The organism is Chryseobacterium sp. G0201, from assembly GCF_003815655.1.
GTDB lineage: Bacteria > Bacteroidota > Bacteroidia > Flavobacteriales > Weeksellaceae > Chryseobacterium.
Genome location: NZ_CP033917.1, coordinates 1,153,804 through 1,166,785, shown reverse-complemented (window position 1 = coordinate 1,166,785; position 12,982 = coordinate 1,153,804). Strand labels below are relative to the sequence as shown.

Genomic DNA, 12,982 nt, shown 5'->3' with positions numbered 1-12,982 from the left:
TGATACATTGCTAAATTGATACTATGAACAAGTGGAAAGGTAAATCTAAAGGCACAATTCTGGGTTACAGAATTTTCGTCTGGTGTATTAGAAATATCGGGATCAGAAGTTCATATTTTGTACTTTATTTTGTTGCTTTATACTACTTTATATTCGAAAAAAAAAGCAACAAATACTTTACCTATTACTTTCAAAAAAGACTGAATTACGGATTTTGGAAAACTAAAATTTCATTATTTAAAAGTTATTTCACTTTCGGAACAGTTTTGATTGATAAAACTGCTATTTCGGCGGGCTTAAGAGAAAAATACACTTACGAATTTGACGGCGTTGAAAATCTTAAAAACCTTTTAGCAGAAAAAAAAGGCGGAGTTTTAATCAGCGCTCACATCGGTAATTTTGAAATCGCAGAACACTTTTTTGCAGATATCGATTTTGATTGTCAGATTAATTTAGTGACAACAGATCAGGAAGTTACAGTCATCAAAGAATATCTTGAAAGTGTAACTGTTAAAAAAAGCAATATCAAATTCATTTATGTGAAAGACGATATGTCGCATATTTTCGACATCAATGAAGCTTTGTCGAAAAATGAATTGATCTGTTTTACTGGCGACCGTTATTTCGAAGGCTCAAAGTTTTTAGAAGGCGATTTATTGGGGAAAACCGCGAAATTTCCGGCTGGACCTTTCTTAATTGCTTCCCGATTAGGCGTTCCGGTTGTGTATGTGTATGTGATGAAGGAAAAAAATCTTCATTATCACTTATATGCAAGAGTCGCTCAACAGGTAAAAAAACGAGATGCACAGGGACTTTTAAACTCTTATACTCAAAATTTAGAGTCCATGATCAAAAAATATCCCCTTCAATGGTTCAATTACTTTGATTTTTGGGATGATATAGATTAATTACCTACTTTTACCCTAGAAAACTAATATTTAAAAACTCAAAGAATAAGATCGATTGAGAAGTTAAAATTATTAAGTTTTACTTTGTACCTAATTACTATCCACATAGTTTGTCATTCCGTAGGAATCTAGGCGATGTTGAGATCTTTCAGCACGACAAAGAGAACTTGCATACTTTTAATCTCCGAATTTCTTATCTTTAAAAAAACGCATTTTCTCCTTTGAAAAAAGAATACGACATACTTGTTATCGGCAGCGGATTGGGAGGTCTTGCTTCGGCTCTCATTTTGGCGAAAGAAGGTCTGAAAGTCTGTGTCTTGGAGAAAAATAACCAATACGGCGGAAATTTGCAGACATTTTCCCGAGACAAACTGATTTTCGATACCGGAGTTCATTATCTTGGCGGACTGTCAAAAGGGCAAAATCTTCATCAATTCTTTTCTTATTTAGGAATTATGGATGATCTTGATCTTCAGAAAATGGATGAAGACGGATACGATAAAGTAACTTTCGGAGACGATGAAATTGAATATCCTCACGCTCAGGGATACAAAAATTTTGTTGAACAACTATCTCGATATTTTCCGGACGAAAAAGAAAATCTTGAAAATTATTGTGAAGAAATTCAGAGAGTTTGCAACCAGTTTCCGAGATATAATGTTGTCGGAAGCAATAATTATAATGAAGAAATTCTCCATTTAAATACAAAAAGATTCATCGAATCGATTACTTCAGATAAAAAATTACAGTCAGTTTTATTGGGTTCAAATTTTCTCTACGCAGGAGATTCGGAGAACGTTCCGTTTTACGTTCATGCTTTGACGGTGAATTCTTACATTCAAAGTGCTTACAAATGCGTGAAAGGAGGAAGCCAGATCTCAAAATTATTAATTAAAAAATTAAGAGAATACGGCGCGGAAGTTCACAAACATTCCGAAGTCTCTGCAATGACCTTCAATGAAAACGGACTTTTAAGTGGCGTAAAAACCAAAGAAGGAAAAGAATATTTTGCGAAACAAATCATTTCAAACATTGAAATCCGTTCAACCATTAAACTGATTGGTGAAGAAAGGCTGAAAAAATCCTTTTTAAATAGAGTTTTAAGCTGGGAACCTGTTTCTTCATGTTTTAGTGTTTATTTGGTCTTAAAACCGCATTCAATTCCGAATTTCAACTATAACAGATATCATTATTCTTCGGAGGATCTGGTTTGGAGTGCTTATCAATACAAAAAAGAAGACTGGCCGGAAACGTATATGCTTTCTGCAACGCAATCAAAGCATGATCCTGAGTTTGCTGAAAGTCTAACGGCAATTTCGTACATGGATTTTGATGAAGTTAAAGATTGGCAAAATACTTTCAATACGGTTGCTGATGAAGAGGAAAGAGGGCAGCAATATGAAAAATTCAAGCTTGAAAAAGCCGAAAAAATGATTGATGCATTGGAAAAGAAAATTCCAGATATCAGAGAATCTATCAAGAAAGTGTACACATCTTCTCCGCTATCTTACCGTGACTATATCGGAAGTTTTGAAGGAAATATGTACGGATATATAAAAAGCTCTGAAAACCCTTTGAAAACAATGGTTTCTCCGAGAACTAAAATCAATAATCTCTTTCTTACAGGGCAATCTGTCAATATGCACGGAATCTTGGGCTGTACGATTGGCGCATTCAATACTTGCGCTGAAATTTTAGGAAAAGAGCTTATTGATGAGCGTTTGACACAAATGATTAATAAGAATAAAAGTGAATAAAAGTATACAGTCTGTCATTCTGAATGGAGCAACGCGTAATGAAGAATCTAAACTTTTAAAAAGAGATTCTTCCTTTCGTCAGAATGACAAATATCGAAAAATAAAAACTTTATTTTATTTATTTCTAATAATTAATCTCACCTCTTGCGGTGTCAGAAAATCAATAAAACATGTTCCCAGCGTAAAACAATATTCATTAGAAATTCCGAAAGTCAATAAAATTAATGACTCAACTTTTAATTTTAATCAAAATTATTTAACCAAAAATAAGCAGCAGCTTTGGGAATTATATATTAAGGGAAATCCTTTACAATTAGGGTATAACAACGGTGCATTGACTCAAAATTTAATGCAAAAGCAGGAAGAGATTTTCTTTTCTAAAGTGGAAGGTTTTGTTCCTTCGAAATTTAAGCAAAAGATATTGAGAGGTTTTTTAAAATGGTACAACCGAAAAATGTATCTCAATGTACGGGAAGATTATCAGGCCGAATTATTTGGGTTGTCTCAATATGCATCAGATAAATATAATTTTATTGCGCCGAAATATCTGAGGAGTTTGTACTTGCACGGCGCACACGATATTGGTCATGCAATGCAGGATTTGATGGTCGTGGGTTGTACTTCTCTCGCAGTTTGGAATGAAAATACAGAAGATGGAGATTTGTTGATTGGTAGAAACTTCGATTTTTATGTTGGAGACGATTTTGCTAAAAATAAATTAATAGAGTTCGTTGAACCTGAACAAGGAATTCCTTATCTATCTGTAAGTTGGCCGGGAATGATTGGCGTTGTTTCGGGGATGAATAAAGAGGGAATTACAGTAACGATCAATGCCGGAAAATCTAAAATTCCTTTGACGGCAAAAACTCCTATTTCTTTTATGACGAGAGAAATTTTACAATACGCAAAGAATATTGATGAAGCTATTGCAATCACCAAAAAGAGAAAAGTTTTCGTTTCAGAATCTATTTTGGTTGGAAGCGCAAACGATAAAAATGCTGTGATTATCGAAGTTTCTCCGGATAATTTCGGAGTTTACAAGGTAGAAAATACAAGCCGAGTTTTTTGTACAAATCATTTTCAATCAGAAGCTTATAAAAACGATAAAAGAAATCAAAAACATATTATAGAAAGTCATTCTGAATATCGTTACGAAAAATTACAAGAGCTTTTAGAGGAAAATAAAAAGTTGACTCCAGAAAAAATGGCTTCTATTTTAAGAGATAAATCTGGATTGAAAGGTGAGAAAATCGGTTATGGAAATGAAAAGGCAATCAATCAGTTATTGGCGCATCATGCCGTTATTTTTTCTCCTGAAAAAAAACTGGTTTGGGTGTCTTCAACCCCTTATCAATTAGGAGAATTTGTATGTTATGATTTAAATGAAATTTTTTCTGAAAAAAGATTAAAAAACGGTGAATTTGCAAAGTCAGATTTAAATATTGCGAAAGATCCTTTTGTAGATTCTCAGGAGTACAAGAATTACGAAGAATATAAAAAATTGAGTTCTCATATCGAAGATGCAATTGATGATAAAAAGAAAATTCTTTCTGATGAATTTATTAATAATTATCAATCTTTAAACCCTGATTTTTGGTTTGTATATTATCAGGCAGGAAAGTATTATTTCAATAAAAAAGAATATTCTAAAGCAAAAATTCAATTTGAAAAAGCGTTGACAAAAGAAATTACAACCGTTCCGGATAAAGAAAATGTTGAGGAATATTTGAAGAAAACACTAAAAAAATTAAAATGATTCCTAAAAGTATACGGTATTTATTTTCCATTCCTTTCATTATAATCGTTTGTTATTCTGTGTATTTGGTGAGCAAATACAGTTCAATTCCGGAAATTATTCCTATTCATGGATATGGAAAAAATACAGGTGGATCCGGAAGTAAATTATTCCTTTTTTCTCCAATTATATTAAATCTTATCATTTTATTGTTCATTTGGAGGATCATCAAAAATCCGGGCAAGATCAATTTCACTTTTGAAGCGAAAGAAGAAGATCATGAAAAAACAGATTTTACTGTACAACTCGTTTTAGTGATTATTGCGATATTTATTACTGTTTTTACAACACTTTTCTTGTTCTCGGATGTTATTTATAAATAACATTAATTTCTACAATTTTTATAGAATGCTTATTAATAATAATAGAAAATAGCCTAATTTGTTTTGTTTAATTTTCATTTGTTATTTAATAAATATTATTTGTGTTTTATAAGTGTTTGTGGTCTTTTTATTGAATAATCAATCTTTAATTGTTTATTTTGTTTTATTATTTTAATTGATTTTGTGTTTTTGATGTAAAAATATTTGGTGTGTAGTTGGTTTATTATTTATATTCGTTTCCTTAAAACCATGAAACGGATGAGAAAAAACTATTTTTTATCTCTTATATTTTTATTGATGCTGTTTTCTTGTAAAGATGAGAAAATGGAAGGAGTAGAAGTAGAGAGTTCTTTTGTTAATTTTGAAATCAATGCGGTTCCTTACGCTAAATTATCAACCTATGCTTTTTTCACAGGTGAATTAAGAAATATGACACCATCAAGCAAGGTAATTCCTTATGAACCTGCAAGTTCACTTTTCACTGATTATGCATTAAAAAAGAGATTTATCTGGATGCCACAAGGCGTAAAAGCTACTTTTGATGCAGATGATAAATCCCTGAATTTCCCTGTTGGAACTGTTTTAATAAAAAGCTTTTATTACAATACAGTACAGCCTAATAATACAACCAAAATACTGGAGACAAGATTAATGATACGAAAGTCAACTGGTTGGATTTTTGCGGAATATATGTGGAATGACGAACAGACAGAAGCTAATCTTGTTACCGGAACTGATTTTACAAGTGGAAGTTCTAAAAACCTAACTTTTAAAAAAGAGAATAATGAAGTCATGAATATTGATTACAGAATTCCTTCAGAATCAGAATGCTATGCCTGTCATAAATTAGACAATAAACCGGTTCCTATCGGTGTAAAACCTCAAAACCTTAATACAACATACAGCTACGAAGGGGGAGTTAAAAATCAATTGCAGAAACTCGTGGATGAAGGTTATCTTTTAAGTTACCCTTCAAATATTGTTTCTACAGTTAATTACAAAGATACCAGCAAGCCTGTAGATATACGATTGAGGTCTTATTTAGATATCAACTGTGCGCATTGCCATCAACAGAACGCGCGTTGCGATTATCGTGCTATACGATTGAGCTTTAGCCAAACGACAAACCTTACCAATATGGGAGTTTGCGTAATGGCAGATGAGCCTCAAGGTCCTTCATTAGAGAAGATTATAACACCCGGAAATCATAATAAATCGGTGATGAGCTTTAGACTTAATTCTGTAGATGAAAGCAACAGAATGCCTTTGTTGGGAAGAACGATTGTACACGATGAAGGAGTAGAACTCTTAAAGCAATGGATCAATTCTCTTAACCAAAACTGTCCTTAAAAACGAATAACCAAATTGAAAAATATGAGAAAAAAATTATCCTTTTTTGTTTTATTATCTAATATAACATGGGGAATAGCACAACTTACTTGTGCTTCTGCAGTAAATCTTACGGTAGGAACATATACAGCACCTGCCATTACAGGAACGCCACCATCCACAGTTTGTAATTTGGGAACTCTCGGATCAGCAGCGGTATGGTACAAATACACAGCTACTGCCAATAAGAATGTTACTGTTTCTTCGGTAGTTACGGGGCAGAATGTAGATACAAGAGTAATGGTATATTCAGGAAGTTGTGGAGCATTAGCATGTATTGCAGCAAATGATGACTCTTCTGGTACTTCTTCACAGGTTACCTTTGGAGCAGTTGCGGGAAATACCTATTATGTGGTGTTCGACAACAAATGGTCTAGTTTAGGATTTAATTTTAAAGTAACTGAATCGGCACCTGTTATTAATCGACTTTCATTTACTTCTCAGCCGGTTACGGTAGCCGGGAGTTACAATAACTGTGTGGTAGACATGAATGGGGATTATTTAGATGATATTGTTTCTGTTGTAAATAATACTCAAATCGTTATCTCGTATCAAAAGCAGGGAGGTGGATTCAACGATGTTACCTATACAATTCCCAATACAACAATATTACCTTCATGGAGCATTGCAGCCGGAGATTACGACAATAACGGCTTTAATGATCTTGTGTATGGCTCGGGAAGCGGAATAGCTTTTGTAAAAGCTAGTGCAGACGGAACAGCTTTCACTTCTGATAGAAAACCACAATCTTTTTTAGTTCAGAGAACGAATTTTATAGATATCAATAATGATGGAAAACTGGATGCTTTCATTTGTGATGATAATGCTCCGAACAGATATTATATGAATGATGGAGCAAATATGAACCATAATCAGGGAGGAATGGGAGATTTCCCTTCAGGAGGAAATTATGGCTCTATCTGGATTGATTATGATAACGATGGTGATCTGGATTTATACATCGCAAAATGCAGTGGAGGAGGTTCTGGCCCCGGAGGAAATATAGACGAGCTTCACAGAAATAACGGAAACGGAACTTTCACCAACGTTGCTCTTGCTGCGAATATGGCTAATCCGACACAGACATGGTCTGCTGCTTGGGGAGATTTTAATAATGATGGTTGGATGGACGCTGTTATAGGAATTAATTCTACAAGTAATGGTCTTAGCAAAGTGATGAAGAATAATGGTGACGGCACATTTACAGATAAATCTACGGGTTCCGGCTATGACATTGTAAATACTTTGAGCAGAGAATATGTTACTTATGATTTTGATAATGATGGGTTTCTGGATGTTTTAGGCGCAGGGAATACAATCATGTTTGGAAATGGTGATTTTACTTTTACCCCGAACGCCAGTACTTACAGTTTAAATGCAACAAAACGCCCGATTGGAGATTTGAATCATGATGGTTTTCTGGATATTCAGAATGGAAATACCGTCCTGATGAACGCAGGAAATAATAATAAATGGCTAAAAGTAACATTAAAAGGAACTCAAAGTAACAGAAACGGAATTGGAGCAAGAGTTGAAATTTATGGAGCTTGGGGAAAACAAATCCGAGATGTACAGAGCGGAACAGGATTCGGAAATATGAGTACACTGAATGCTCATTTCGGAATCGGTCAGGCTACAGCAATTACAAAAGTTGTCATAAAATGGCCTTCAGGTATTGTTGATACGGTTTATAATGTAACACCAAACACGACTTTAAACGTGGTAGAAGGATCATTCTTAAATACAAGAGACATTCAGGCTACTCAGGAAATATTCACTGTTTATCCAAATCCTAGTGACGATATTATCAATTTTAAATCTAAAAACGATTTTACTCCAACCGAAGCGAAAGTGTATGAAATGACCGGCAGAATGGTTTTACAAACAAAGGTTGAAAGAAACTCAATATCTATCAAACAATTAAATTCAGGGATTTATATGCTTGTTTTGACAGATAAAAATGGAAAAACATATTCTCAGAAACTAACGAAAAAATAAAATATAATTTATTCTTCATAACTCACTGCAAGGTCGAAAGGCTTTGCAGTTTTTATTTGAAAAAGAATTGAATTAATTATTATCAGGATTTACTTTATTCAAAAATAGAAAAGTACCTATTCCTAAAATCATAGACATTGTAGTCGCTAAAATTGTGCTTCCGATCACGTATTGAAGAAGATTATTCTTAATAAGTTCAAAATTAAGTTCGCCGCTTAAAATATTACTGTCGCCGTGAACAAAAGGAGACCCTAAAAATAGTGAAGCAGCAATAATAAAAGGAATAAACGGTGGTAAACTCACATTGGAAGCTACAAAAGCCAACACTTTGTTCAGTTTAAAAAGAACCGCCAGAGAAATAGTTAATAAAGTATGAAATCCCCACAATGGAGAAAATCCTATAAAAACCCCAAGCGCAATAGAAAAAGCCTTGGTGCGGTTGCTTCCGTCACTTTCGAGAACGTCTTCTTTTAAGAATCTTTTAAAGCTTTTTTTTTTGAAATTATTAATGAAATTTCTCGGAATAATATAAAGTAAAGTGATCGTTACTAAGATCGTATTCAGAATACTGATTCTCGTAAAATCTTTGAAGGGTCTGAAATGCGAAACCCTTTCCGCAGGATCATACAACACTTTTATAGGAACATTTTTTACAGGAACATGTCTCCAGGCTGTTCTTACAATAATTTCAATCTCAAACTCGAATTTTGGCGTAAAATATTTCTTGGGAATTTTGTGTAAAGGATATAAACGATAACCGGATTGGGTATCTTCAAGCTTGATTCCTGTTTCAAACCAAAACCAGAAATTAGAAAAACGATTCCCAAAACTGCTTTTCTTTGGAATTCCGTCTTGCGACATATTTCGGTTCCCGATCAGTAAAACATCATGCTCTTCACTTTGTAAAGCTTCCACAAAAACCGGAAGGTCATCAGGATAATGTTGTCCATCAGAATCAATTGTTATTGCATAATCGAAACCTAATTCTTTTGCCTTTCTGAAACCTATCTTAAGACCATTTCCTTTTCCTTTATTCTCAGGAAGTAAAATTATTGTAATTTGAGGAAAATGACCTAGAATTTGAAGCGTAGAGTCCGTAGAACCATCATTGATCACAATGATACTTTCGGTATAATCTAAAACACCATCAATCACTCTTCTCAGAGTCTTTTCGTTGTTGTAAGTAGGTATTAAAACGCAGATTTTCTTCTCGGAAATTGCATTTTGTACTTCAGGAAGGGTCATTGTTTTATTTTAATGATGCTTTTTCAGTATCAGACATAGTTTTAGATTGTACAGCAAACTTTTTAATATAACTTTTCATAGCTGCATTTTGCTTATTGTAGTTGCTCAAAATGAATGCTTTATCATCTTTTAAACCTCCTCTGTATCCTACAATTTTTGGAATGTTTTCCTGAACGCTTAATCTTATCAGTCTTAATTCAATATTATTAGGATTGGCTTTAATTATACTTTCAAGGCTTACTGCTCCGGTTTTTACGAGAGATTTCCTGTTTTGTTTAGCGATTTTCGCTTCCATGATTTTCGCTGCAGCTTTATAACCATTCGTCACAACATCAGAACCTGACTGTTTTTCGGCAGTATTGATAAATGCCTGTGTGTTTTCGTTGGATGAACTAGCCTTTGAATAGCTGTTTCTTAATGCTTCCAAATCTGTTTGAAAGAATAAAATAAAAGCGGTTATGAATGAGAAAATCAATTTCATGATGTCAATTTTTTATAGTTTACCGACATTTTTAATGCAATAGTCTCGCCAAAAGAAGTGGTATTCTTTACTTTAACTTCATCTTCGTTTTCAGTGATATCCAATTGTAAAGTTAAATCCGGCGTTTCAAACGGGTTGATGATCGCCATGAATTTCACATTTGAAGCAGATTTTAAAAATAATTGTGCGCCTGTAAATTCTTCAGTCAGTTCTTTTACGATCTGCATCATGCAAACTCCTGGAGTGACAGGATTTCCCGGAAAATGGCCATTAAAAATATCATGATCTTTATTTAAACTGATATTTGCAATGAAACGTCCGTTTTCTCCTTTTTCGGATGATTGTAAGGTGTAAAAGTCTGTAAGAATAGTCTGCATAAAATTATTTTTTCATGTTAAATGTATAATAAACGCCCGCTTGGAAAGTAACGTTTGTATGATTGTCGTAGAAGCTGTAAACAGGAACAAAACCTTTTTTTACTCTCGCTTCAACCCCAAAGTTTTTTGTAATATCGTATCCTAAACCGGCTGTAATTCCTAAATCTATTTCGTTGTCCGGCTCAAAGTTTTTCTTGTCTACAACAAATTCTAAAGTTGGCCCAACAAGAACGTTGAATTTATTGAAATAAAATTTATTGACCAATTGAAGTCCCAAATAAGAAACAGAAAGTGTTTGTCCGTTCAAGTTATTAACATTGGTCTCAAACTTTGCTCCCTGTCTGGAATAATTAATTTCCGGCTGTAAAGCATAAAATTTTGCAAAACGGATATTTCCTAAAAATCCAATATAAAAATCGGTTTTAGTTTTAAAATCCATATTCATATTTGCATCTTGATAATCAGGCCAGTAGAATGTTTGATTTTCATTGTTGGTGAAATGAGAAAAATTGGCTCCTGCTCTGATTCCTGGGTTAAAAGTCACTTGAGCAAAAGATAAAGTTGTAAATAAAGCAAATAGTAAAAGTGCCGTTTTTTTCATGTTAAAGTTATTCAGTTTCGGTTATTTGAAATAGTTTTATATTGATCTTGAAATCTTTATGTTGAAGACTCAAACTATCCGCGAAGATATGTTTTTTTGCATCAAAAGTGAAATCGATTTTTTCCTTATTATTTTTCTTGTAAATGATCTTATTTAACAAACCATTTTCTTTATTGAAGAACAAATAATATTGCTTCTTATCCAATTTTGAGAGATAAATTTTCGATTTTTCATTCTCAAAACTTTCAGTAACAGGATATTGCTGTTTTAGCAATTGCTGAAAATCATTCTTTAGAAAATTAATGACAATCTTTTTATCTAAATCTGCTAGAACATAATTCAACTTAAAATTATCCCCTGAAATCTCAAAATCGATTAATTTATTTCCAAAATCAGAAGTCAATACGACACGGTGTGTCGCATCATTTAGTTTTTTAATAATTAAAATTCCGCTTACATGATTTTTATAAATATCCATTTGACATTTATAAACATAATCATCATTCGAAGAAAAGTATAAATTTTCAACTGTTTTCTCAGAATTTGTTACGGATTTTACGTCTGTTAGTTGATACGTTTTACACGAAACAAACAGCAGAAAAATCAGACTATAAAGAAAATTCTGAAGCAGAAATCGGTGCATTGATCTTTGTATTTTTGAAAACAATATTCGTAGTATCTCCCGAGGCTTCCGTCATATTCACCTGTGAAACTGTTGATTGACCTTTAGGAAAACTTAATTCGATTTGCTTAATGTATTTCAATAATTGAGCAGATTTCGGAGTAAATTTGGCGACATTGTAATTCGCGTTTTTCAAGTAAGCTACTGAAAATTCAGGATCGTTAAACATCTTTCCGTTTGAACTTCCCACGATCAATTTATTGATCTTTTCAAACGTTTTACTTTTAGCGTCAACTGAAGATTTTTTGCCTTGGTCGTTGATGAAAATTTTATTGTCCTTAAAGATAATACTGTATTGATAAGGCTTTGTATATTTCCAGCTTAAGATGTTGGGTGTTTTTAAAGACATTCTTCCATACGTTACAATGTTTTTATCCAAAAAATCCATCTTTTTGGTTTGGGTAAAATCACTTTGTAATGTTTTTATTTCCTTTGTTTCAGATGAAACTTTGGTTACAAAAGCTTTCGCTTCAGCCGCTGTCATTGCTGTATTTTGAGCAAAAAAGAAGCTTGAAACTAATAAAAATGCTCCAAAAGCAATATTTTTAATCATTTTTTTGATTTTTAATAATAGTATCAACTGTAAAAGTTGAATATTTTTTATCCTTCAAAAATAGCAATAAATCTTTCAACACATGAAATGTCTTTTCTGAGGTGTCGTGAAAGAGAATAATGCTTCCTTTCTCTAGATTCTTGGTAACTCGTTTGTAAATTGTCTTTTCGTTGTCTGTGATTGTGTCTAAAGAACGGACATTCCAGCCGATGCTTTTTTTGTGAGTTCTATTAATCGCTTTAGCAATATTCGGATTGGTAACGCCAAAAGGAGGACGGTATAAATTGGTCTTTATATTTCCAGTTTTATAAATGATTTCGTCGCATTTTTCAATCTCTTCAACCATTTTTGGAGTAGATAAGAATCCGGTATTGTTTGAATGAGAAAAAGTATGATTTCCAATTGTGTGACCTTCCGCAATAATTCTTTGGAAAGTTTCAGGATATTTTTCAATCTGTTTTCCGATGCAGAAAAAGGTTGCTTTTATGTTGTTTTCTTTTAATAGATCTAAAAACTTCGGGGTAAATTCAGTCGGACCGTCATCAAAAGTCAATGCAACTTCCTTGATTTTGGTTCTTTTATGAGTCAAACTATTGACAAAATATCCCAATTGAATATCAAAAGATCCCCAAACAACCACCGCCGAAAATAGTAAAAAGCAAAACAAATACACCCAAAAAGTCCCGTGAAATGCATAAATAAATACATTACAGAAAAGATAAAATAGGATAAATGGATAATGTTTCATCTTTTTATTATTTTGAGTTTTGGGTTTAAAATATTCTTGGTGTCATTGCGAGGAATGAAATGACGAAGCAATCCCAAATGCGTAATAGATTCCACGCTCCACTTCGTTTCACTCTGAATGACAAA

13 protein-coding genes are annotated in these 12,982 nt (G+C 33.1%); 6 read left to right on the top strand and 7 right to left on the bottom strand.

Features of this window, described 5'->3' with window-relative positions:
* Positions 1-23 precede the first annotated feature (23 nt).
* The 6 genes from EG348_RS05140 to EG348_RS05115 all read left to right on the top strand — a co-directional run bounded on the left by EG348_RS05140 (position 24) and on the right by EG348_RS05115 (position 8,170).
* The gene (locus EG348_RS05140) at positions 24-908 is read left to right on the top strand and encodes a lipid A biosynthesis acyltransferase (RefSeq protein ID WP_123981254.1); all 885 of its coding nucleotides are present in this window, start codon (positions 24-26) and stop codon (positions 906-908) included.
* A gap of 221 nt (positions 909-1,129) precedes the next feature.
* On the top strand, positions 1,130-2,665 hold the full coding sequence (locus EG348_RS05135) for a phytoene desaturase family protein (RefSeq protein ID WP_123981252.1): 1,536 nt from the start codon (positions 1,130-1,132) through the stop codon (positions 2,663-2,665).
* 100 nt (positions 2,666-2,765) lie between these two features.
* Positions 2,766-4,421, top strand: coding sequence for a C45 family autoproteolytic acyltransferase/hydolase (locus tag EG348_RS05130; RefSeq protein WP_123985023.1), 1,656 nt, complete (start codon positions 2,766-2,768; stop codon positions 4,419-4,421).
* Entirely contained in the window at positions 4,418-4,783 is a 366-nt protein-coding gene (locus tag EG348_RS05125; RefSeq protein WP_123981250.1) for a hypothetical protein, read from the top strand. Before EG348_RS05130 ends, EG348_RS05125 begins: the two co-directional genes overlap by 4 nt.
* Positions 4,784-5,041: 258 nt before the next feature.
* A complete protein-coding gene (locus EG348_RS05120; protein ID WP_123981248.1) occupies positions 5,042-6,133 on the top strand; it encodes a hypothetical protein in 1,092 nt (363 codons plus the stop codon).
* A 24-nt stretch (positions 6,134-6,157) separates the two neighbouring features.
* Positions 6,158-8,170, top strand: coding sequence for an FG-GAP-like repeat-containing protein (locus EG348_RS05115; RefSeq protein WP_123981246.1), 2,013 nt, complete (start codon positions 6,158-6,160; stop codon positions 8,168-8,170).
* 72 nt (positions 8,171-8,242) lie between these two features.
* Here EG348_RS05115 and EG348_RS05110 read toward each other — a convergent pair whose 3' ends face one another.
* The 7 genes from EG348_RS05110 to EG348_RS05080 are packed head-to-tail and all read right to left on the bottom strand — an operon-like array spanning position 8,243 to position 12,857.
* On the bottom strand, positions 8,243-9,415 hold the full coding sequence (locus EG348_RS05110) for a DUF2062 domain-containing protein (protein ID WP_123981244.1): 1,173 nt from the start codon (positions 9,413-9,415) through the stop codon (positions 8,243-8,245).
* 4 nt (positions 9,416-9,419) lie between these two features.
* Entirely contained in the window at positions 9,420-9,896 is a 477-nt protein-coding gene (locus EG348_RS05105; RefSeq protein ID WP_123981242.1) for a hypothetical protein, read from the bottom strand.
* Complete coding sequence (locus tag EG348_RS05100; protein ID WP_123981239.1) at positions 9,893-10,273, bottom strand: 3-hydroxyacyl-ACP dehydratase; 381 nt, start codon at positions 10,271-10,273, stop codon at positions 9,893-9,895. The genes EG348_RS05105 and EG348_RS05100 overlap by 4 nt, the downstream gene beginning before the upstream one ends.
* A gap of 4 nt (positions 10,274-10,277) precedes the next feature.
* A complete protein-coding gene (locus tag EG348_RS05095; RefSeq protein WP_123981237.1) occupies positions 10,278-10,874 on the bottom strand; it encodes a porin family protein in 597 nt (198 codons plus the stop codon).
* Positions 10,875-10,881: 7 nt separating this feature from the next.
* On the bottom strand, positions 10,882-11,517 hold the full coding sequence (locus tag EG348_RS05090) for a hypothetical protein (protein ID WP_123981235.1): 636 nt from the start codon (positions 11,515-11,517) through the stop codon (positions 10,882-10,884).
* A complete protein-coding gene (locus EG348_RS05085; RefSeq protein WP_123981233.1) occupies positions 11,483-12,109 on the bottom strand; it encodes a LolA family protein in 627 nt (208 codons plus the stop codon). The genes EG348_RS05090 and EG348_RS05085 overlap by 35 nt, the downstream gene beginning before the upstream one ends.
* Positions 12,102-12,857, bottom strand: coding sequence for a polysaccharide deacetylase family protein (locus EG348_RS05080; protein WP_123981231.1), 756 nt, complete (start codon positions 12,855-12,857; stop codon positions 12,102-12,104). Before EG348_RS05080 ends, EG348_RS05085 begins: the two co-directional genes overlap by 8 nt.
* Between the last annotated feature and the right edge of the window lie 125 nt (positions 12,858-12,982).

Coding starts and splice junctions, on each gene's coding strand:
- EG348_RS05100 (WP_123981239.1), bottom strand. CDS start 10,273: ATGCAGACTATTCTTACAGACTTTTACACCTTACAATCATCCGAAAAA.
- EG348_RS05080 (WP_123981231.1), bottom strand. CDS start 12,857: ATGAAACATTATCCATTTATCCTATTTTATCTTTTCTGTAATGTATTT.
- EG348_RS05090 (WP_123981235.1), bottom strand. CDS start 11,517: ATGCACCGATTTCTGCTTCAGAATTTTCTTTATAGTCTGATTTTTCTG.
- EG348_RS05120 (WP_123981248.1), top strand. CDS start 5,042: ATGAGAAAAAACTATTTTTTATCTCTTATATTTTTATTGATGCTGTTT.
- EG348_RS05105 (WP_123981242.1), bottom strand. CDS start 9,896: ATGAAATTGATTTTCTCATTCATAACCGCTTTTATTTTATTCTTTCAA.
- EG348_RS05140 (WP_123981254.1), top strand. CDS start 24: ATGAACAAGTGGAAAGGTAAATCTAAAGGCACAATTCTGGGTTACAGA.
- EG348_RS05125 (WP_123981250.1), top strand. CDS start 4,418: ATGATTCCTAAAAGTATACGGTATTTATTTTCCATTCCTTTCATTATA.
- EG348_RS05115 (WP_123981246.1), top strand. CDS start 6,158: ATGAGAAAAAAATTATCCTTTTTTGTTTTATTATCTAATATAACATGG.
- EG348_RS05085 (WP_123981233.1), bottom strand. CDS start 12,109: ATGATTAAAAATATTGCTTTTGGAGCATTTTTATTAGTTTCAAGCTTC.
- EG348_RS05110 (WP_123981244.1), bottom strand. CDS start 9,415: ATGACCCTTCCTGAAGTACAAAATGCAATTTCCGAGAAGAAAATCTGC.
- EG348_RS05095 (WP_123981237.1), bottom strand. CDS start 10,874: ATGAAAAAAACGGCACTTTTACTATTTGCTTTATTTACAACTTTATCT.